The 22,826-nt window shown below is 38.6% G+C and carries 19 protein-coding genes; 7 read left to right on the forward strand and 12 right to left on the reverse strand.

Annotation, left to right across the window (positions count from 1 at the left end):
* Window positions 1–579 precede the first annotated feature (579 nt).
* On the forward strand, window positions 580–2,214 hold the full coding sequence (locus BN997_RS21080; protein WP_374705733.1) for a BCCT family transporter: 1,635 nt from the start codon (window positions 580–582) through the stop codon (window positions 2,212–2,214).
* A 282-nt stretch (window positions 2,215–2,496) separates the two neighbouring features.
* Complete coding sequence (locus BN997_RS21085) at window positions 2,497–2,877, forward strand: hypothetical protein (protein WP_042535264.1); 381 nt, start codon at window positions 2,497–2,499, stop codon at window positions 2,875–2,877.
* 343 nt (window positions 2,878–3,220) lie between these two features.
* Here the strand turns inward: BN997_RS21085 and lpdA are convergent, their stop codons facing one another.
* The 5 genes from lpdA to BN997_RS21110 form a co-directional block, all read right to left on the reverse strand.
* The gene (gene lpdA / locus BN997_RS21090) at window positions 3,221–4,627 is read right to left on the reverse strand and encodes a dihydrolipoyl dehydrogenase (protein ID WP_042535266.1); all 1,407 of its coding nucleotides are present in this window, start codon (window positions 4,625–4,627) and stop codon (window positions 3,221–3,223) included.
* A 3-nt stretch (window positions 4,628–4,630) separates the two neighbouring features.
* On the reverse strand, window positions 4,631–5,902 hold the full coding sequence (locus BN997_RS21095) for a dihydrolipoamide acetyltransferase family protein (RefSeq protein WP_042535268.1): 1,272 nt from the start codon (window positions 5,900–5,902) through the stop codon (window positions 4,631–4,633).
* 21 nt (window positions 5,903–5,923) lie between these two features.
* A complete protein-coding gene (locus tag BN997_RS21100; protein WP_042535270.1) occupies window positions 5,924–6,901 on the reverse strand; it encodes an alpha-ketoacid dehydrogenase subunit beta in 978 nt (325 codons plus the stop codon).
* Window positions 6,902–6,904: 3 nt separating this feature from the next.
* Window positions 6,905–7,987 (reverse strand): pyruvate dehydrogenase (acetyl-transferring) E1 component subunit alpha, encoded by a 1,083-nt coding sequence (pdhA, locus tag BN997_RS21105; RefSeq protein ID WP_042535273.1) that lies wholly within the window; start codon window positions 7,985–7,987, stop codon window positions 6,905–6,907.
* An 862-nt stretch (window positions 7,988–8,849) separates the two neighbouring features.
* Entirely contained in the window at window positions 8,850–9,533 is a 684-nt protein-coding gene (locus BN997_RS21110; RefSeq protein ID WP_042535274.1) for a YkyA family protein, read from the reverse strand.
* A 379-nt stretch (window positions 9,534–9,912) separates the two neighbouring features.
* Here BN997_RS21110 and def point away from each other — a divergent pair, with 379 nt between their 5' ends.
* The 4 genes from def to BN997_RS21130 all read left to right on the forward strand — a co-directional run bounded on the left by def (window position 9,913) and on the right by BN997_RS21130 (window position 13,515).
* Window positions 9,913–10,464 (forward strand): peptide deformylase, encoded by a 552-nt coding sequence (def, locus tag BN997_RS21115; protein WP_042535276.1) that lies wholly within the window; start codon window positions 9,913–9,915, stop codon window positions 10,462–10,464.
* Window positions 10,465–10,915: 451 nt separating this feature from the next.
* The gene (locus BN997_RS21120; RefSeq protein WP_042535278.1) at window positions 10,916–11,125 is read left to right on the forward strand and encodes a DNA-dependent RNA polymerase subunit epsilon; all 210 of its coding nucleotides are present in this window, start codon (window positions 10,916–10,918) and stop codon (window positions 11,123–11,125) included.
* A 2-nt stretch (window positions 11,126–11,127) separates the two neighbouring features.
* Window positions 11,128–12,795 carry a ribonuclease J1 gene (gene rnjA, locus BN997_RS21125; RefSeq protein WP_042535279.1) on the forward strand — a complete coding sequence of 556 codons (1,668 nt, stop codon included), beginning with the start codon at window positions 11,128–11,130 and terminating at the stop codon, window positions 12,793–12,795.
* Window positions 12,796–12,891: 96 nt separating this feature from the next.
* Window positions 12,892–13,515 carry a class I SAM-dependent methyltransferase gene (locus BN997_RS21130; RefSeq protein WP_042535281.1) on the forward strand — a complete coding sequence of 208 codons (624 nt, stop codon included), beginning with the start codon at window positions 12,892–12,894 and terminating at the stop codon, window positions 13,513–13,515.
* 73 nt (window positions 13,516–13,588) lie between these two features.
* On the opposite strand, the gene BN997_RS21135 is transcribed toward BN997_RS21130, so the two are convergent.
* The 7 genes from BN997_RS21135 to cbpB form a co-directional block, all read right to left on the reverse strand.
* Window positions 13,589–14,251 (reverse strand): potassium channel family protein, encoded by a 663-nt coding sequence (locus BN997_RS21135; protein ID WP_042535283.1) that lies wholly within the window; start codon window positions 14,249–14,251, stop codon window positions 13,589–13,591.
* A 138-nt stretch (window positions 14,252–14,389) separates the two neighbouring features.
* Window positions 14,390–16,120 (reverse strand): ABC transporter ATP-binding protein, encoded by a 1,731-nt coding sequence (locus BN997_RS21140; protein ID WP_379542569.1) that lies wholly within the window; start codon window positions 16,118–16,120, stop codon window positions 14,390–14,392.
* A 114-nt stretch (window positions 16,121–16,234) separates the two neighbouring features.
* Window positions 16,235–17,983, reverse strand: a complete 1,749-nt coding sequence (locus tag BN997_RS21145) for an ABC transporter ATP-binding protein (RefSeq protein WP_042535287.1) — start codon at window positions 17,981–17,983, stop codon at window positions 16,235–16,237.
* Window positions 17,984–18,204: 221 nt separating this feature from the next.
* Entirely contained in the window at window positions 18,205–18,645 is a 441-nt protein-coding gene (locus BN997_RS21150) for a TlpA family protein disulfide reductase (RefSeq protein WP_042535289.1), read from the reverse strand.
* A gap of 143 nt (window positions 18,646–18,788) precedes the next feature.
* Complete coding sequence (locus BN997_RS21155; RefSeq protein ID WP_042535291.1) at window positions 18,789–19,913, reverse strand: N-acetyldiaminopimelate deacetylase; 1,125 nt, start codon at window positions 19,911–19,913, stop codon at window positions 18,789–18,791.
* Between the two features lie 16 nt (window positions 19,914–19,929).
* Window positions 19,930–20,637 carry a 2,3,4,5-tetrahydropyridine-2,6-dicarboxylate N-acetyltransferase gene (gene dapD, locus BN997_RS21160; RefSeq protein ID WP_175297074.1) on the reverse strand — a complete coding sequence of 236 codons (708 nt, stop codon included), beginning with the start codon at window positions 20,635–20,637 and terminating at the stop codon, window positions 19,930–19,932.
* Window positions 20,638–20,957: 320 nt separating this feature from the next.
* Complete coding sequence (gene cbpB, locus BN997_RS21165) at window positions 20,958–21,407, reverse strand: cyclic-di-AMP-binding protein CbpB (protein ID WP_042535293.1); 450 nt, start codon at window positions 21,405–21,407, stop codon at window positions 20,958–20,960.
* A gap of 503 nt (window positions 21,408–21,910) precedes the next feature.
* On the opposite strand from cbpB, the gene BN997_RS21170 reads away from it, so the two are divergent.
* Entirely contained in the window at window positions 21,911–22,759 is an 849-nt protein-coding gene (locus BN997_RS21170; protein WP_042535295.1) for a metallophosphoesterase, read from the forward strand.
* Window positions 22,760–22,826: the final 67 nt, after the last annotated feature.

A 22,826-nucleotide genomic window follows, 5' to 3' on the forward strand; every position in this document is an offset into this window, starting at 1 on the left:
CGACATGAAACTGGAATAAATGATTTGAATTTCATACCAGCAAACAATGAATACAAACTTCCATTGGGAAAAGCCTTCTTGATTATCTGCTGACGAAATTAATTTAGATGATAAATAGCTTTGACAGGATACATACTTCTTCCGTTTGCTTGTACAGGTGTTAAATCAAAAGGTTGACAATAAGGTTAAAGGATTGTTAGTCTGTTATAGGTATTTAACAAAAGAAGAGGGAATAAATCGGTATAAAACCAGTCTAAAAACGGAAAAAAGCAGCAGTTTAGTTGTTCTGACGCTAACATAATCCATTTCACGCTAAATTACTAACTAACGTTACAAAAGTTAAAATTCATAATTACAGAAAAATTGATGTGATTTGGATTTGTACAACAATCTTTTGTATTGTTTTAATTTCATTATCAATGTCTGGATAATCTCTCTTTATAAAGGGAAATATAATAAACGCCAATTAGTTGAACTTTTAAACATGACAGTCACCAGAATGAATGAACATTGAAATGTATAAGAAAATAGTGATGCTGCTTAGCTTACATTACTTAAATGTTATAATATAAGGAGGTCATACTTATTAAATCAAAAACAATTACACCTGTTTTTTGGGTATCCATATCGTTGATACTTGTATTTCTTATTTGGGGAACCTTTTTCCCTGCAAATGTAGAAAATGTTTTAGGCATCATTGACGGTTTTATTTCAGACACATTTGGCTGGTTTTATATGCTCGTTACTACTGGTTTTATACTAGTTGCCCTATTTCTCATTTTTGGACCTTATGGAAGAATAAAATTAGGAAAACCTGATGAAAAACCAGAATATAGTTATTTCACCTGGTTTGCATTTTTATTTACTGCCGGTATGGGGGTAGGCCTCGTATTCTACGGTGTGACAGAGCCCGTAACACATTATTATTCACCTCCTTCAGCTGAACCAGAAACATTGGCTGCAGCAGAACAATCGATGCAGTACACTTTATTCCATTGGGGTTTCCACCCATGGTCTGTATACGCAGTACTTGCATTGGCACTGGCTTATTTTAAATTCCGACATCGTTCTCCTGCTTTAATCAGTTCTGTTTTTGCACCATTGATTGGTGATCGCACAAAAGGTATTTTAGGGATTTCCATCGATACACTTGCTGTCTTCGCAACTGTATTTGGTATTGCAACATCACTAGGTCTAGGTGCAACACAGATTACAGCCGGGTTAAATTTTACATTTGAAGGAATTCCAAATAACTTTACAACAAATTTAATCGTTATAATCATTATCACAGCACTATTTATGTTATCTGCTACAACAGGCATTAACAAGGGTATTCGATACTTGAGCTGGACCAATGTTGTACTTGCAATTGGATTAATGGTCTTTGTGTTCATCCTTGGTTCTTCTACCCAGATGATTGAATCCTTTACAACTACATTAGGAAATTATATACAAAATCTCCCCAGTATGACATTAAGCACAAATGCATATATTGGAGAAAGAGAATTCTTAAATTCCTGGACACTATTTTATTGGGCTTGGTGGATTGGCTGGTCACCATTTGTTGGAACCTTTATCGCCCGTGTTTCTAGAGGAAGAACAATTCGTGAATTCGTTATTGGTGTAACTGCTGTGCCTGTCATATTTAGCGCCATCTGGTTCTCTGTTTTTGGTGTCGCAGGTTTAGAAATGGATGCATCCCAAGGTGGCATGATTCATCAATTAATGAATGAACTAGGGAATGAAGTAGCTTTATTTGCTTTCCTTGAGTCCATGCCAATGGCTTCAGTTGTCATCGGTATTGCTGTTCTCTTGATTTCATGTTTCTTTATTACGTCAGCCGATTCTGGTACTTTTGTGCTTAGTATGCTTACAACCGGCGGAAAGTTAAACCCTAACATGGGTATAAAAGTAATTTGGGGACTGATTTTAGCTGCTATCGCCTCCGTTCTGTTATGGTCTGGCGGATTAAGCGCACTTGAAATGGCTATGTTAATCGCAGCATTTCCATTCGCTATTTTAATGATTTTTATGTGCTACTCTCTCTTGAAAGCATTGAAAAGTGAACATAAAATTTTAACATTGGAAGCCAGACAGCGCAGATATGATCCGGAGTTCCGGGAAAAACAGAAAAAAGAAATAAAAGAAATGAAAGAAGGATTCAAAAAAACTCTTCCCGAGATTGATCAGGAAGAAAATAGACCTGAATCTTAACTAATAAAAACTGTGCTGAAGAATGAAATAATGTTAAAGAAAAGCTCTCCTTAAAATTAAGGAGAGCTTTTTTATACCCAGTTTTCGACACCAAAACACGTTTATCATTACTTTTCTTTTAAAGTATTACACATTGCTACAAAAGAATGTTACTCTAATATCATTTTCGTTACTATTTTATAACATCTCTTAAATAGTGGATTTTATTTGTTAAACTATTTATATCCAGCGAAAACAAAAGTGACAGTGATTGCTTTTATTTTCGGGAAGAGGTGACATAGAATGAAGAAATTTGGTATCATTCTACTATTATTTACTATGATTCCCATATTAAATAGCTGTCAACATGAAGAGAACATGCAAGTTATTGAATTTGAATTTACAGACTATCATGTTATATATGTTCCTCCAGCTGAAGATAATGATAGTTATATGAATACATTTGTTGATTTGAAGGCAAAATATCCAGATGAAATTTCCAGTCCGGAAAAACGCACCATGGATAATCAAGAGCTGCCGTCAGATTATACTTTAAATAATAATAGTGTTTACTTACTTAAAGATGAAGATGTTATCTACTCGATTGAAAATCATATGTCACGCGGAGATCTTATGGAGACATTAGAATCCATTGTCAGCGCAAATGATCAAATTATTTACTAGCTTCTGCATGAAGGAGTAAAACCCTTCAGAATAGATTTATTGCATGATAAAAGGGAGTCAGGCACCTTGGATTATTAAAGCAGGTGCCTGACTCCCTTTTTATATTTAAGAAAAGCAAGGACACCGCCTGATCTTCAAAAACCAGTGTTCTTGCCCAGGAGATGTACGCTTCGGCGTTTTTTGATGAGGCGGGTAATCGCAAACTCTTTTCGATGGGGCGAGTAATCGCAATCCCAGTCTCAGGAAGTCGCTTTCCGCAGGGAGTGTATTTATTGCTTTCTTATTCCTTAAAAAAGGCATGCCCGGATATATACCCGGAGCATGCCTTTTTTTTCAACAAATATTACATTGTGTGGATTGGTGTACCCAAGCCTACTTCTGCAGCTTCCATCGTAATCTCACCTAGTGTTGGATGAGCATGGATAGTTAATGCAATATCTTCTGCTGTCATTCCAGCTTCAATAGCCAGTCCGATTTCAGAAATCATGTCACTCGCATTTGGACCAGCGATTTGACCGCCGATGATAAGACCATCTTCTTTGCGGGTAACCAGCTTCACAAAGCCTTCTGAAGTGTTTAACGATAATGCACGTCCATTTGCTGCAAATGGGAATTTCGCAGCTTTTACGTCATAACCTGCATCTTTCGCAGCTTGTTCAGACAGACCTACTGTTGCTAATTCAGGCTCCGTAAATGCTACTGCCGGAATAGCGTTGTAGTCAATAGCTGCTTTTTCACCGCTGATTGCTTCTGCGGCAATTTTAGCTTCATAAGATGCTTTATGAGCAAGAGCCGGACCAGGAACGATATCGCCGATTGCAAAGATGTTGCTTACAGAAGTTCTTCCTTGATTATCCACTTTAATCAAGCCTCTGTCATCTTTTTCAACACCAATTTGTTCTAAGCCAAGTTCTTCTGTGTTTGGACGGCGTCCTACTGTAACAAGTACGTAATCAGCTTCAATGACTTCTTCTTTGCCATTTGCTTCATAAGTCACTTTTACACCATCTTTTGTTTCTTCTGCGCCTTTAGCCATTGCTTCTGTAACAATTTTAGCACCTTTTTTATCCAGCGTTTTTTTAACAACTTGTGTCATTTGTTTTTCAAAGCCGCCAAGAATATCTTTAGCACCTTCTAAGAACGTTACTTCTGTGCCGAAGTTTGCATAAGCTGTACCAAGCTCAGTTCCAACATAACCAGAACCGATAACAACTAATTTTTCAGGAACTTCAGTTAGAGCCAATGCTCCTGTAGAATCCAATACTCTTTCAGAGAATTTGAAAGAAGGGATTTCAATTGGTGAAGAACCAGTACCAAGAATACAGTTGTTAAATTTGTAAGTTTGAGAGTCTTTTTCGCCGGCAACTTTTACCGTATGCTCATCTACGAAGTAAGCTTCCCCTTTTACAATATCCACTTTATTTCCTTTTAACAGTCCTTGAACACCAGAAGTAAGTTTGTTTACAACAGATGCTTTCCAATCTTGTACTTTAGAGAAGTCAAGACTTACGTTTTCTGTTGTAATACCTAAATCATCAGAGCCTTTTGCATTCTGATATTTGTGTCCTGCTTCAATAAGTGCTTTAGAAGGAATACATCCAACGTTTAAACAAACGCCGCCTAATTCACCTTTGTCAACAATTGTAACCTTTTGTCCCAGCTGTGCTGCACGAATTGCTGCAACATAGCCTCCTGGACCAGCACCAACGACAAGTGTGTCTACTTCTACCGGGAAATCTCCTACTACCATGACTTACGCCTCCATCATAATTAATTGTGGGTCATTCAATAAACGTTTGATTTGGTTCAATGCATTTTGAGCAGTTGCACCATCAACGATACGATGATCAAAGCTTAGGGATACAGCAAGAACTGGAGCCACTACGATTTCACCATCACGAACGACAGGTTTTTCAGCAATACGACCAATTCCGAGAATAGCTGCCTCTGGATAGTTTAATACTGGAGTGAACCACTGACCGCCAGCTGAACCAATATTGGAAATCGTATTGGAAGCACCTTTCATTTCGTCTGGTTTCAGTTTACCATCTCTCGCTTTAACTGCCAATTCATTGATTTCATCAGAAATCTGGAAGATAGATTTTTTATCTGCATCTTTCACAACCGGCACTAAAAGTCCGCGATCTGTGTCTGCAGCAATTCCGACATTGTAGTAATGTTTTTCTACAATTTCATCCGTTGCATCATCAATGTAAGAGTTAAGGATTGGGAATTTCTTAGACGCAGATACCAATGCTTTAACGACATATGGCATGTACGTTAACTTGATTTCCTGTTCTGCTGCAACTGCTTTGAATTTCTTACGGTGAGCTACTAATTCTGTAACATCCACTTCGTCCATTAACGTAACGTGTGGAGCTTTTGATTTAGAGTTAACCATTGATTTAGCAATTGCTTTACGCATTGCTGTCATTTTCTCGCGTGTTTCCGGATACTGTCCTTGTGGAGCAGCAGCTGCTTGTGTATCTTCAGAAGTTGCCGGTTCTGCAGATTCAGAAGAAGCCTCAGGCTGATCTCCGCTTAAGAAGCTTTCTACGTCTTCTTTTGTAATACGTCCGTTTTTGCCGGATCCTTGTACATCTTTAATATTCACATCATTTTCACGTGCGAATTTACGAACAGATGGCATTGCGATAACACGCTTGTCATCTGATTCAGATGCATTGTCGTCAGACGCTTGATCCGCATTTTCTTCCGCTTTTTCTTCTTTTGATTCCGAAGAAGCATCGTCTGATTTAGTATCTTCCTCTTCTTCATCATCGTATCCTTCTGCATCAAATGAAATTAACGTATCACCTACAACTGCAACTTCACCTTCTGCCACATGGATTTTTGTAACTGTTCCGTCTACCTGAGATGGAATCTCAACGACAGATTTATCATTTTGAATTTCACAAAGCACATCGTCTTCTTTTACTTCGTCGCCTTCTTTAACGAACCATTTAACGAGCTCTCCTTCGTGAATTCCTTCACCGATATCTGGTAATTTAAAATTAAATGCCATGGATTTGACCTCCTAAATAATTTAGAAATTGATTACTTCGTTTACTCTTTCAACAATGTCTTTATGGTCTGGCAGCCATACTTCCTCTGCATCAGAGAATGCATAAACTGTGTCCGGTGCAGTAACACGAAGAATAGGAGCTTCTAAATGTAAAATTGCTCTCTCTTGCACTTCAGAAATAACTTGTCCAGCGATACCAGCTTGACGCTGTGCTTCTTGGACAAATACGACACGATTTGTTTTCTTAACAGACTCTAAAATGGTGTCATAATCTACTGGAGAAACCGTACGCAAGTCGATTACTTCTGCTGAAATACCATCTTTCTCTAATTCTTCAGCTGCTTTTAATGAAGAATGCACCATTGCGCCATAAGCAAGTAACGTAACGTCAGTACCTTCGCGTTTTACGTCAGCTTTTCCAAGCTCTACGGTATAATCTTCTTCCGGAACTTCCCCGCGGAAAGAACGGTATAACTTCATATGCTCTAAAAATACAACCGGATCATTATCGCGAATTGCAGAAATAAGCAGTCCTTTTGCTTCATATGGTGTAGAAGGAATAACTACTTTCATACCCGGCTGTTGTGCAATAAGACCTTCTAAAGAGTCCGCATGCAGTTCAGGCGTGTGAACCCCGCCGCCAAATGGTGCACGAACAGTAATTGGCGCATTGTAATGGCCGCCGGAGCGATAACGCAAACGAGCCATTTGGCCGTTAATCGAATCCATTACTTCATAAACGAAGCCGAAAAACTGGATTTCTGGAACCGGACGGAACCCTTCCATTGCTAAACCAATGGCTAAGCCGCCAATTCCTGATTCAGCAAGCGGCGTATCAAATACACGGTCTTCGCCGAATTCATCTTGAAGACCTTCCGTAGCACGGAAAACTCCGCCATTTTGTCCAACATCTTCACCAAATACAAGCACGTTTTCGTCATTTTTCAGCTCAACGCGCATTGCATCAGTGATTGCTTGAATCATTGTCATTTGTGCCATGATTTATTTCGACTCCTTTGCTTGATAGATTTCTTTTTGCTCCTGTAAATGAGTTGGAAGCTCTTCATACATATTATCAATTAAATCAGTAACTTTTTGTTTAGGCTGTTGTTCAGCTTGTTTAATTGCTTTTTTAATATCTTCTTTCGCTTCGTCAATTACTTTGTTCTCATCTTCTTCTGTCCAAAGCTTTTTACCTTCGAGGTATTTACGGAAACGAACAAGCGGATCTTTTTGCTCCCACTCTTTGTCCATATCTTCTGTACGGTAGCGAGTTGGATCATCACCAGACATGGTATGCGGTCCAAAACGGTAAGTTAATGTTTCGATTAAGGTAGGACCTTCACCTGCTACTGCACGGTCACGAGCCATTTTAGTTGCTGCATAAACTGCTAAAACGTCCATGCCGTCTACTTGAATTCCTTCAATTCCGGCAGCAACAGCTTTTTGAGCTAATGTTTTTGCATTGGTTTGTTTTTCTACAGGAACAGAAATAGCAAAACGGTTATTTTGCACAACAAAAATAGCAGGAGCTTTAAATGCGCCAGCATTGTTTATTCCTTCGTAGAAATCACCTTGAGAAGTACCGCCGTCACCTGTATAAGTGATTGCTACATTCTTCTTGCCGCGTTTTTTCAAACCAAGTGCTACGCCAGCTGTTTGAACATACTGTGCACCGATTATGATTTGCGGGCTTAGCGCTCTTACTTCATCTGGATATTGGTTTCCATGAAAATGTCCTTTAGAGAATAAGAAAGCTTGGTATAATGGAAGTCCCTGCCAAATCAACTGTGGAACATCACGATATCCCGGTAAAATAAAATCATCTTGCTCTAATGCAAATTGACTTCCTAACTGAGAAGCCTCCTGACCGGCAGTCGGCGCATAGAAACCTAAGCGTCCTTGGCGGTTAAGTGCAATGGAACGCTGATCAAGTATACGTGTATATACCATGCGTCTCATTAACTCCTTCAATTCATCATCTGATAAATCAGGGAGATCATCTTTGTTTACAACTTTTCCATTTTCATCTAGAACTTGGAACATTTCGAATTGGTTTTCAATATTTTCAAGTACCTGTTTCAAAATGATTCACCTCTTCCTTTCTTATATCAAAATTAAGTATCCTTTTACTATTCTACCCTTAAACAATAAAAATTACATACTAATACCTTTACCCTAATGCAGAAATTTTTAATCTGTATTATTTTATCACTACTGTTCTAAAAGGACGAGCAATAGAAAGTAATACAATTTTTATCTCCTATTATCTTAGCTCATTTTTTATGGATGGTCAATCAGTTTGTTTCTTGTACATTGATATATGATTCAAGGGTTTGCTGCTCCCTGTTCCATCAAGTAAAAACTGTATTACTATGTAAAAAAACTGTATCAATTTTGTATCATTCCCTGCATAAAACATTGTGCTGTAATTTTTTCTTTGCAGCATACATGCGCTCTATAAGAACATCCGATCCTACCCGCTAAGAAAAACCAAGAATACCGCTTTGTCTTTAAAATACTGGTATTCTTTCCGAGCAGATGTCCGCTGCGGGAAGTCGCTCCCATCTAAGAAGAATTATGTTTTATTTGCTTTTTCACAAGGAAATAACGCTAATTCTAGCGACGCTTTTTGATGGGACGAGTAATCGCAGTCCCAGTCCCAGAAGAAATACACAGAGACTCCTGTGGGAATGCGCAGTGGTTTTAGTAATCGAAGTCCCAACTTTAGCTCTGTCTACACCTATTGGCTGCCCATCAGCAAGTCTTCTTTAAAAGAGACTGAGCTCGGTGCTCACGGAAAGCGTAGTGTATTTCTGGGGCCTAAGATTACTCAGCCCATGAAACCTGTTGGAGCGGCTATATTCAGCATTTTTTTATATACTTTCCTATTCTTCAAAAAACCTCCTGCGCAGGTTTTTCCTGAGCAGGAGGTGCTTAACGGTAATTATTCTTCTGTATCGGCATCTGATTCGTCTTCATAACTTACATTTAAATCCGATACTTCATAAAATGTACGTTTTGCTTCATTATAGTCAGCTGTCAATTGATTAAATTCTTCATTCAATGCAATAATTCCTTCATAATTTTCATTTAAAGCTTCTAAATGACTGGTTACTTCATCCTGTTCAAGCTCTTCCTGCTGCAGCATTTCATATAACTCTTTTTCCTGGTCGACGGAGGTTTGGTACGTATCATTTAAATCATAGTATGTTGTATATCGCTCTATCATGATGTCATACATGCTTTCTGCTTCCTGCTGAACATTTTCATCCTCTAAATCAGAGATAAGGGACTCCACTTGTTCAAATTCTTCTTGAGAAGCTTCAATGCTTTCTCTTTCTTCACCAAGCTTTTCCTGCTTTTGTTCAACGATAGAAATGGCTTCCTGTGATAATTCTTGAATCTGATCAAATTGCTCCATATCCAGCTCCACAATCTGACTGAATATTTCCTGTTCCTGCTGCTCCAGTTCTTCAATTTCCTGCTGCTGTGTTTCATATCCTTCTTCTATTTGAATTGCTTCTTCAAGATGATCATGTATTTGTTCTTCAGCAGATTTACTGCTGCATGCAGCAATGAATAATAAAGAAGAAATAATAATTGCGTATAAATAACCTTTTTTTGACACAAAAAAACCTCCAATATGTACGTTTCTTTTTGTTTTTCCTATGTATCCGTTTTTTAAACTATATACGACTAAAATTGTAACATATGATGCGAAGTTCAGGAAAGACTAGAGCAAAACCTTTTACATCCTCCCCTCCTATTTTATAATATGAAATATCATCCATGTTTAAATTTATGTGTTATGATAAGCAACAGACTTGTCTCGCATTATTTTATAATTTAAGCTAACGTGTTCAAAAGGAACGAATGATTTTCAATGTAGCTAGTAATCGCTGCGCCCAGGAAAAGCCAAGTCAATAAAAGAGTTTGCCGCTTATTATTCAGGAACCTTTTGAACATCCTCTATAACGTAAATAAACAGATATAAAGGAGTCGTAAACATGATAACAATGAAAGATATTGTCAGAGAAGGACATCCTTCTTTAACAAAAAAAGCCGCTAAGGTAGATGTGCCGCTGTCTGCGGAAAACAAACAATTATTAGAAGATATGCTTCAATTCTTAAAAAACAGTCAAGATGATGAAATAGCTGAAAAATATAATTTAAGAGCCGGAGTAGGTCTGGCTGCCCCTCAGCTTGGCATTGAAAAACAATTGATTGCACTGCATTTTGAAGACAGCAAAGGAAAAAAATACAGTATGGGACTGGCCAACCCTAAAATCATCAGTCACTCTGTAGAGCAGGCATACTTGCAAAATGGAGAGGGCTGCTTATCTGTTGACCGTGTTATAGAAGGATATGTCCCAAGACACGCTCGTATTACTATAACTGCAACAGATATAAATGATAATCCAGTTAAATTGCGTTTAAAAGATTATCCGGCTATTGTTTTTCAACATGAAATCGATCATACAAACGGTATTATGTTTTTTGACCGGATCAACGAGGAGAATCCTTTTGCCATTCCGGATAATTCCATTGAAATCAATTAATTTAGCGCTCCCGGAAAATTCTTTTCAAACTGTATAAAATTGCTGATTTAGACGATGATAGAAATAGTTTAGCAAACACGAACAAAGGAATATTTTTTATTATTTATCGTTTTTTATTTAATTCTTTCCAATTTCGTACTATACTATAGATAAGAGGATTGGACGGTAGAGGGTTAAATTTGCTTTTCTATATTATCGGAAGGAGAAGTGAGTCCTTATGCTGAAACGTCTTAAAGAGAAACTAAAAAAACGTTTGAAGGATTTACTAGGCAAAGAGGGACGCGTACCAACTACTAATAAATAATGAACAGCCAAATAAGAATATCATTCTTAATTAGAAAAGCCATTTTTCAGGTGAGCTGACGGAAACTTGCCTTTTATAACGGAATACAACACATCGTATGAATAACCCTGACTAAATAAAGTTTTTAAATTTTAAAGGAGAGATGAAATGATTTTTAAAGTATTATATCAGGCATCACGTAAAGAAGTGCCTGTAAGAGAACGTACGGAGAGCCTCTATGTAGAAGCTGAATCCGTCAGAGAAGCAAGATCAAAAATTAGTGACCGCGATATTAACATTGAGTACATTCAAGTATTAGATGAGGCACATCTCGAATACGAAAAAAGTACCGGCAATTTTGAAGTGGAGAACGTATAGTAATGAAGTTTGTAAAAAATGATCAGACGGCTGTATTTGCCCTGGGCGGACTTGGGGAAATCGGCAAAAATACGTATGCAGTTCAATTCCAGGATGAGATTATCCTTATTGATTCAGGAATCAAATTCCCTGAGGATGACCTTCTTGGTATTGATTATGTAATCCCGGATTACACCTATCTTGTGCAAAATCAAGATAAAATCAAGGGTCTTTTTGTTACACATGGTCACGAAGATCATATTGGTGGAATCCCATTCTTATTAAAACAAATTAATGTGCCAATTTATGCCGGAAAATTAGCTCTCGGTTTAATTCGTAATAAATTAGAAGAACACGGTTTATTACGCAGTACCAAGCTAATTTCCATTCAAGAAGACGATGTGATAAAATTCCGTAAAACTTCCGTTAGCTTTTTCCGTGTTACACACAGTATTCCAGATTCATTTGGTATTGTTGTAAAAACACCGCCTGGAAATGTCGTTCATACCGGCGATTTCAAATTTGATTTCACACCAGTCGGTGAACCAGCAAACCTTGCTAAAATGGCTCAAATTGGCGAAGAAGGAGTATTATGCCTCCTATCCGATAGTACGAATAGTGAAGTACCTGGATTTACAATGTCAGAAAGCGTCGTTGGTGAAAGCATTCAGGATATATTCAGCCGTGTTGACGGCAGACTGATTTTTGCTACGTTTGCGTCTAATATTTATCGCCTCCAGCAAGTAGTTGAAGCGTCCGTGAAGCATAACCGTAAAGTTGCTGTCTTCGGAAGAAGTATGGAATCCGCGATAAACATCGGCCAGGAGCTGGGTTACATCCAGGCACCTAAAGATACGTTTATTGACGGAAACCAAATTAATCGTCTTCCGGCAAATGAAGTGACGATCCTCTGTACTGGTTCACAAGGCGAGACGATGGCAGCACTCTCTCGAATTGCTAATGGAACACATCGGCAAATTCAACTTATTCCTGGAGATACCGTTGTATTTTCATCCTCGCCAATCCCGGGGAACACTGTCAGCGTAAGCAGAACTATCAATAAATTATACCGTGCAGGAGCGGATGTTATTCACGGAAAACTGAATAATATTCATACTTCTGGTCATGGAAGTCAAGAAGAGCAAAAACTGATGCTTCGTTTAATCAAACCGAAATTCTTCATGCCGATTCATGGGGAGTATCGTATGTTAATCGAGCATATGAAATTAGCTGAATCATGCGGGGTCAAAGAAAATCATTCCTTTATTATGGACAATGGAGATGTACTGGCCCTTGGAAAAGACCAAGCTGCGATTGCAGGTAAAATCCCATCCGGCTCTATCTATGTTGATGGAAGCGGAATTGGCGATATCGGGAATATTGTTCTTAGAGACCGCAGAATTCTGTCTGAAGAAGGCTTAGTAATTGTTGTTGTAAGTATCAACATGAAAGAATTTAAAATTGAATCAGGTCCAGATATTATTTCTCGCGGTTTTGTCTATATGCGTGAATCAGAAGACCTTATCAACGATGCGCAAAAACTTGTCGCTAAGCATTTAGAAAAAGTAATGGAACGCCGTACAACACAATGGTCTGAAATTAAAAATGAAATTACAGATACGATTGCTCCATTCTTATATGAAAAAACGAAACGTCGTCCAATGGTCTTACCAATCATTATGGAAATATAAAGAACAGAAGCTCCATTCTCCTGAAAAATTATTTTTGGAGAATGGAGCTTTTCTTTAAAATGGGCGGCACTGCTATCCAGAAAGAGGTACTTGTTTATGAAGGATAAATATTATGATAAGCTGTTGCAAATTCATACCATCGAGGATAAGAAAACAATCTATCCTGAATCACATCATTACAATCCTTATGAGCCGACTCCATACAGCGCTTTGGAAAAATTAACGAAAAATTATACGCTTGATAAACAAGGCACTGTCATCGATTTTGGATGTGGAAAAGGACGTTTAGCCTTTTATCTTGATTTTTTTCAGCAGATATCGGTGACTGGCATAGAAATGAACACGCATTTTTTTAACGATGCCCAGCATAATTTACAAACATATACACACTCAATAAACGCTGAGGATAAGCAGACCGATATTCAATTTATTTGCTGCTTGGCAGAGGAATATAAAATTCGTGCAAAGGATAATCATTTTTATTTTTTCAATCCTTTTTCTGTACAAATTTTTAAGCGCATTACCTCTAATATTTTAAAATCAGTTGAAGAGGCCCCGAGGGTGGTAGATATTATTCTATATTACCCTCATGATACATATATTCAATTCCTTGAATATGATAGCCCTTTTGAATTATTGCAGGAAATAAAACTAAAAGCATACTGGCTGAATCCAGACGAGCGCCTTCTTATCTACCGCTTTGACAATGAGCAGCTTTAGCTGATAATTAGAAAAGACCCTTTTACAAAGATATTCAATGTGAAAGGGTCTTTTAAAGAGGACGAACTTATAGTTAATCAAAAATAAATGCTTTTTCAAACCGATTAATATCCTGATCTGCCCCAATTACAATAAGTATATCTCCTTCATGGAGAGGCTCATCTGCTTCAGGGGATACATCAATTTCTGATCCTCTTTTTATCGCAACAATATTACACCCAAACTTTGCCCGGACATCCAGTGTAATTAAATTTTTACCAATCATTTTCTTGCCTGCGATAACCTCTACGATGCTGTGCTCATTGGATAGCTCCAGATACTCTAAAATATTATTGGATATGAAGCTATGTGCCAGCCGCTTGCCCATATCTCTTTCGGGATGGACGACATGATGAACGCCAATCCGATTCAGAATTTTTTCATGATAATCATTCTGGGCCTTCACCGTGATCCTTCTTATTTCTAAATCCGTCAAGATAACCGCGGCCAGAATACTTGCCTGGATGTTTTCTCCGATAGCTACAATAACATGATCAAAATTGGTAATCCCTATTTCTTTCAAGGCATCTTCATCTGTCGCATCAAGTCCGACAGCATGATATGCAATATTTTTATATTCATTGACCTTCGTCTCATCTGAATCAATGGCGAGAACGTGCATTCCTTTATCGCTTAGTTCTTTACAAATGCTTCCGCCAAATCTGCCGAGACCAATTACTGCAAAATCTTTTTTCATGACAAGCAACCTCCAGTCTTTCATTTCTATATATTAACATAATGTAAAACATTATTCAGCGGGGAATTTTACTTTATCTTGCATTGCGATAAAAGAAGAAAAGAACAGCCACAATTGCAGCTGCTCCCTTCCTTTTATTTATATAGCATCCAGCATCGTGAATTGTGATTTAACAAGTTCATAATATTTTCCGTGCTGCTGCATTAATTCCTGATGATTTCCATATTCTAAAACCTCTCCGTGCTCCAGAACATAGATGCAGTCCGCTTCTCGAATCGTAGACAGACGATGGGCAATTATAATCGACGTTCTTCCTTTTAATAAACGTTTCAATGCTTTTTGAATCTTCACTTCCGATTCGGTATCAATACTTGCTGTAGCTTCATCCAATATAATGATGCTCGGATTTGCCAAAAGCGCCCTTGCGAAGGACAATAATTGTCTTTCACCGGCAGATAGAATATTCCCCCGCTCTTCCACTTCTGTCTCGTAACCATTGGCTAACCGGCTGATAAAACTGTCTGCTCCAACAACCTTTGCCGCTTCCTTTACTTCTTCATCCTTCGCGTCCGGTCTGCCGAAGCGGATATTTTCCATAATTGTTCCAGAAAAGATAAACGTATCTTGAAGAACAACACTAATCCGCTGTCTTAGACTGTCTAACGTCACGTCCCGCAGATCATGTCCGTCCACTTTTACTGCTCCAGATGTAGGATCATAGAAACGGCTGATCAGGTTGGCAATGGTAGACTTTCCGCTTCCCGTATGACCAACCAAGGCTATTGTCTGACCTGCCTCCATCTTCAAGGAAATCTTTTTTAATGCCATCCGATCTGCATTATAAGCGAATTCGACTTCATCAAATTCAATCTGGCCATCCATCTTTTCAAATTGATATGCGCCTTCTTTTTCTTCCACATTAGGCTGTTCATCCAAAAATTCAAAAATACGCTCGGAGGAGGCCATTGCCATCAGCAGCTGATTATACATCTGACCCAGCCTGGAAATCGGCTCCCAAAACATCCCTAAGAAGAATGCAAAGGAAATAAACGTCCCTAATTCAATCGTTCCGTTCAAAATTAAGTAAGAGCCAAAAGCGATTAATATAATGGTCCCGGCTGCGTCACAGATATCTACAAGCGGACGGAAAAAAGCACTTTTCTTCGCTGCATCACGGGAGCTGTTAAAGAAGCCTGAATTTACACCATCAAAGAATTCCGCATTCTCTTTTTCTTGAGAGAAGGATTGGGTAATACGCATTCCCTGCAGTCCTTCATTTAAATGTGAATTCATTCTCGATTGCTGCAGGCGGACAAGCTGCCATGCTCTTCTAATTTTTCTTCTTAATGCAGTTGATATAATAAACATCAGCGGAATGACGATTACCACCGCCAACGCCAGAGGCGGGCTCATTATAAACAGGATAATAATAATGCCGCTCAACATTAAAATATCCATCAACAGATTAATAATTCCGTTGGTAAATAGTTCCTGCAGGGAATTAATATCATTTAAAATCCGGACTAGGATAGATCCTGCCGAGCGGTTATCGAAAAACCGATGTGACAGCCTCTGTACATGGGAAAATAGCTTTTGCCTTAAATCATAGATTACATTCTGCCCCAAAATATTTACCCATTTGATCCGGAATCGATTGGCGATAAAACTGATAATATAAAGAATAGCAATCCCTGCAACTAGATAAACTAACAGATTTCCATCATTCTGGGCAATCGCAATATCCACAGCTACCTTTCCAATCAGAATCGGTATAGATAATCGGACAGCTGTAGCAATCATCATTGCAATAATCGCACCTGGCAAGTATGTTTTGGAATAAGGCTTTAAGAACTGAAGCAATCTCCACATCTGTTCCCAGTTAAACGGCTTTTCAATTGTCTGGTCTATTGTATAGTGAAATCGCTCCAGATGATTACTTTGCTTTTTAGCTTCTTTTGCTTTTGCCAATATACGCCGCCTCCCTTAATTGACCACACTCATAATCTCTTCGCGGTCTTGATATTGGATATTATAAATACGTTCATAAGGACCTTTATTTTTCAACAAGAAGTCATGAGTGCCCCGTTCAACGATTTCCCCGTCTTCCAGCACTAAAATTTCATCTGCATGCTTTAAAGAGGAAATACGGTGCGCAATAATAAAGGATGTTCTGTTCTTCATCACTTCGCGCAATGCCTTTTGAATCTTATGCTCCGTCTGCATATCAACAGCAGACGTTGCATCATCTAATACAAGAATACTCGGATCGATACAAATGGCTCTGGCTATAGCTATCCGCTGTTTCTGCCCCCCGGATAGCCCCATTCCTCTTTCTCCCAGAAGCGTATCATATCCTTTTGGAAGCTCCATGATAAAATCATGCGCTTGCGCCATTTTTGCCGCTGCAACAATTTCTTCTTCCTGAATTCCTGGTGTACCATAAGAAATATTTTCTTTAATGGTTGTGGAAAAAAGGAACGGCTCCTGCAGAACAAAACCAATTTGGCTGCGGAGACTCTTCAGCTTATAGTCCGAAACAGGGCGCCCATCGATTAAAACTTCCCCCTCTTCCGGTTCATAAAACCGTGTAAGCAGCTGGGTAATACTTGTTTTTCCTGCGCCTGTTGCGCCGATTAACCCGATTGTTTTGCCCGGCGGGGCATCGAAGCTGACATGTTTTAATGCTTCATCATCTTCCTCGATATATGTTAATGTGACATCCTTAAAGGTGACATGACCTTGAATATCAGCATCCATCGCACCAGTCTTTTCTTCGATATCTTCAGGCGCTTCGAGGATCTCCAGCAGCCGCTCTCCAGATGCTTTTGCCTGTGAAAATTGATTAATGATAAATCCTAAGTTCATAAGCGGTCCCATGATAAACCAGACTAAACTGAAAAAGGCCATTAATTGTCCGGTCGTCATGGATCCATTTATGACAAAAAAACCGCCAAACGCTAATAAAACAACGGCGCTGACATTTCCGATAAATTCCATCACCGGAAAATACTTTGCCCACAAACCTGATGTAAACAAATATTTTTGGCGGTAATTATCATTACTTTCAGAAAACCTGCCAATCTCAAAGTCTTCTCTTGATAATGATTTAACCGTATTCATCCCGCTTATATTTTCCTGTACTCTTGTATTTAACTTTCCAAAGGAGCGCCTGATATTTCGAAAGGCCGGATGAACCTGCTTATCAAATTTATAAACAACAAATGCCAGAAACGGCATCGCCGCCATTGTTATAAGTGCTAGAGGAATAGAATAATAAAACATAACCGAAATACTTATCAGCATCAACGACACAACGCGAATCAATTCTGCAAAACCTACCGAAAGAAAGAAACGAAATCCTTCGACATCTGCAGTCAGCCGGGACATAATATCCCCTGTTTTGGCATTATCATAATATTTAAATGCCAGCGCTTGCAGCTTATCGTATAATGATTCACGCAGCTTATATACAGAGGTCATTCCAAATAAATCACCCAGGTACTGAAAGAAAAAAGTAGATACACCCTTTATCATCATCAACCCTAAGAATACGCCACAAATATAAGGAATCAGTCCATATCTCTGTTCAGCAACTACTTCATCGATTGTAATTTGCAGGATAATCGGATAAACAACCATAATGCTGGTAACGATAAGCATACAAATAATCGACCAAATAAAATACTTTTTATAAGGCCAATAGAAATGCTTCAGTTTTTTAAAGGTATTCAAAATTAATTCCCCCTTTCCACTAATCCGTAATAACTAATATAACGGTTTCCGAAATAAATTTCTACTGTTTTGTGAAATTTTTTTGAAAATTTTTGATAAATTTTTTAAGACAGCTTTTGTTGCGTGATTTCTATCCGTGAAATATTTTGAAACCATCCATAATCTGCTCCTTTTGCACAAAAAAACTCCATCCCGGAAAGAATAGAGTCTATATATTTTATTTATTTTGTATTGATTAATCGTCTCAAACGCTGTTCTACCAAACTTGTAGAAGGTTTTCCAATTTGTTTGAACCGCAGCTTTTCCTGTTTATCAAATAAGTATAACGCAGGTACATAACGGAACTGAAATATATCATCCAATTGTCCAGTTACATCATCTAAATATACAGCATCAACATGCAGCTGATTTAGTTTATTTTTTATTTCAGGCAGGCTGATTTGTTCACCATCTAAATATGTGTGAATCAATATAGTAATCACTTTTTGGTATTTGATTGGAGGAATAGCAGCCAGCTTTTGCAAGAAATAATCACAGGATGAACAGCTAACAGACCAAAATATAACAAGAATCGGCTTTCCGCTAGAAAATAACAGGGATTGATTACTTCCGGGCAATGGTTTGAATTTAGATAAATCAGGGAGGGCATCATAAATCTGCATGAGGTCACTCCTTCCTATTCTCTTTAACTGATATATGATGAGGGAGGAAGATGTATGCATTTGATTTTAGAAGAATAGAGCATATAAAAAAGATTTCCCCCATTACAAGAGAAAATCTTTTTTATTAAACCCTAATATACCTGTCAAACACTACCAATGGAGCGGATATAGGTTTCTACAGCTTCCGCCCCTACAGAAAGCGCAGCTTCATCCGGGGTTAGCTTCGCATGATGCAGTCCATATGGAGAATTTACCCCAAGCCAGAACATAAATCCTGGAATCTCTTTTAGCATATCTCCAAAATCCTCTCCAGTCATTGCTGCAGAAGCCTGAACATAAGTAATGCCCGTGTTTTCCAGAGACGTTTTAAAGAGCTCCACATATTTTTCTTCATTTACTACCTGGTAATAATTCGCTCCATAATCGACATTTATTTGGCAATCATAGGCTATTTCAAATCCTTTGATCAGCCTCTCCAGCTCTTCCTTCACCAATATGATGGAGGAAGCTTCTGTCGTTCGAATGGTTCCTTCCAAACGAGCTGTCTCCGCTATGGCATTCTGAACAAATCCGCTCTCCATTTTTCCAATCGTAACGACGGAACCGTCTAACGGATTTAACCTTCTGGAGACAATTTGCTGAGCCTGCACAACAAAATTACTCGCTGCTACGGTCATGTCCTTCGCTAAATGCGGATAGGCAGCATGGCCGCCAAGTCCTTTAAAATCCAGGAACAGCTCACTCGTATTAGCAAATAAAAGTCCAGATTTAGAGGATACCTGACCAACTGGCAGCTCTGGAGCAATATGCAGTGCAAAAATCGTATCTGGTTTCCATGCAAGAAATTCTTCTGACGCAATCATCGGCTTTGCGCCGCCCGGGCCTTCTTCAGCTGGCTGAAAAATAAATAGCACATCATCCTTTACAGGCTGTTCAATCAGCCTGTTGAGTGCTGCCAAAGCAATGGTCATATGGAAATCGTGTCCGCACGCATGCATTTGTCCCCTATGCGTTGAAGCAAAGTCGAAGCCTGTGTCTTCCAAAATGGGGAGTCCGTCGATATCAGACCGAAAACCAATCCGCTTTGTTGGATTGGTTCCAGATACATGTACTAAAATACCGGTCCGCCATGTTCTCACTTCAACACGATCTGTCGCCATTTCTTGAATTTTTGCGAGCAGGTACTTTTGCGTCTTTTCCTCCCTGAAACCTAATTCAGGAATCTGATGCAGTTCCCTGCGGATCGTTTGCAAATCAATTGCTGTCATAAAGTTTTCATCTGCCTTAATTATCTAATTTACGAAGCTCTTGTTTGATTTCTGTTTTCGATTTTGTCTGCTCATCGATTTCTTTTAAAACTCGGGCAGGTGTACCGCCGACTAATGTGTTTGGTTCTACGTCCTTGGTAACAATAGATCCTGCTGCAACAATAGAGCCTTTTCCAATCGTGATTCCTTCAAGGACAACAACATTTGCGCCAATTACCACATCATCTTCTACGATAACTGGTTTAGCAGATGGCGGCTCAATTACGCCGGCAAGGACAGTACCTGCACCAATATGACAGTTCTTTCCTACAGTAGCTCTCCCGCCAAGAACTGCATTCATATCAATCATCGTTCCTTCACCGATAACAGCACCAATATTAATTGATGCACCCATCATGATTACAACACCATCGCCAATTTCTACCTGGTCACGAATAATCGCACCCGGCTCGATACGCGCATTGATATTTTTTAAATCCAGCATTGGGATAGCAGAGTTACGGCGATCATTTTCAATAACATAATCTTCGATAACAGCTTCATTATCTTTTAAGAATTGCTCTACTGCTTTCCATTCTCCAAATAATGTACCGCTTTTCGCATCAACAAATGCCTTTATTTCGTTCTGTTCAGGAAGCTTGTCCAAGTCTCCCTTCACGTATACTTTTACAGGTGTGCTTTTCTTACTATTAGAAATAAATTGTATAATTTCATTTGCATCCATAATCAACTACTCCTCCATTTTCTATAATCTCCTTCTTACTTTAGCAGACGCCATCTTCATCGGCAACTAATATTACTGTAAGAAAAACCAAGAAAACCACTTGTTATTTAAAATATCGATGTTCTTGCCAATCGCTAAGTCTTCTTCAAAGGAGATGAGCTCGGGGCCTACGAAAGCGGAGTGTATTTCTGGTGCCTAAGATTATTCCCCCATGGAACATGTTGAAGCGCTAAATTCAGCATATATATTTCCTAACATGCAAAAAAATCCCCATGAAGCAGAATAAACTATCGCTCTTCCACGTCATGGAGACATTGTTATTATTTTTTATATGCATTCATATAAATATCTTTTTTTACTTGCTTCAATATTGCTCTTCTTGTTAAAATACCATCAAAATAACCATCTTTATCTACTATACATACAAATGGATGGTCAATGGAAGCATTCAGCCCGTCTAGTAAACTATTTTCTCTGGTTAAGGTCGGTACATTTGCAGCCATGGCGTCCATTACCCGAATTTCTGATAAGCGTTCCATTTCAAAGCTTTCAATCCCGAGTACTTCATTCAGGATAACGGTTTTTCCGATAATCCCGGCAAATTTATAGGTTGCATCAAGTACTGGCACTGCTGCATAGCCGGATTTCATTAATACCAGCAATGCATGTTCTAAAGGATTATTGAGCTGGACATGCGCTACCTTTTCAGCAGGTATAAGGACTTCACTGATTTTCATATCTGACAATTGTTTATCTTGCGTTGTACTCACCTTATTTACCCCCTTCTTCATATAAAGACGATTGAAATTCAAAGATGCTTTTAACTTATTAGAAATGCTGTGAAAGTAACCCGGTAGATACATCTTCTTCCAAAACGTTTCTGCGAGACCTGCTCTATCTTCATCATAAAAGTTCACGGGTGTTATCTGCGAGGATAATTACCCATAAACGGTCACCTTAAAGTATATTACTTGATTTTTCGTTATACACACACTTTTAGTTTAACATACTTCTGCGGTTCTCTCCCAGTGATTGTATCAGCAGATTCCTCATTTGGAAGAATATTGCTCCTAAAAAAGTGCCTTCACATATTTCTACAGAAGAATTATGTCCGAGTAAAACGCGATAAATCAGGTCTTTAAAAGCAGTAAGAATGATTTTACTGTATCTTAAATAAAAAAGTATAAAACTTTACCTATTTGCCAAATGAAAAAAAGCTTCTATCCGTGCTATAATTTTCGTATTGGTTTATATGCAGAAAGGAAATTATACAATGAATCGCAGAACATTTTTAAAAAGGTCTTTAGGAAGCTTATTAACATTATTTGGTTTGAGCGGCGGAACGTATTTTTATGCTCGTGAGATAGAACCTTCTCTCCTGAAAATCACAGAAGAATCAATTACATCTCCACAAATTCCCAACGCTTTTAATCAGTTTAAAATTGTGCAATTTTCCGATACCCATTTAGGTTTCCATTATAGCTTAGAGCAGCTCGAAACTCTTGTTACAAAAATTAATAATCTGGAACCCGACTTGATTTTATTTACAGGGGACTTAGTAGACGAACCTAATAATTATCACTGGGACGACAGTCTCATCCGTATATTACAGCAGCTGGAGGCGCCTGAAGGAAAGTTTTGGATTTATGGAAATCATGATCATGGGGGCTATGGAACGGATATTTTATACGAAACCTTTGAAGCAGCTGATTTTACCTTGCTCCAAAACAATGCCTCCCGTATCCATCGTGAGAATGCTTCCTTTCTGCTGGCTGGACTGGATGATGCAATGCTTGGGAATCCGGATGTCAGTCAATCGTTAAGAGATCGGACAGCTTCTGATTTCACCATTCTTCTTGCGCACGAGCCTGACCTTGCCGATATGGTGAAGGATTATCCTGTGGATATTCAATTATCAGGTCATAGCCATGGAGGGCAGGTCCGGTTACCTTTTATTGGCGATTTATATACGCCGGCGTACGCAGAAAAATATGTACAAGGGAAATACACTGTTTCAGATAGATTGACATTATACGTGAACAGCGGGATTGGAACCACCCGTTTACCTTATCGATTCTTCTGCAAACCGGAGCTGCATGTATTTACATTACATCCAAATTAATGCTTTACCTGCAGAATTTTTTGTTTCTTCATGGGATAACCTCGATTTTCGCCTGCAGCAGCGATTG

The organism is Oceanobacillus oncorhynchi (genome assembly GCF_000821065.1).
GTDB classification, from domain to species: Bacteria; Bacillota; Bacilli; order Bacillales; family Amphibacillaceae; genus Oceanobacillus; species Oceanobacillus oncorhynchi.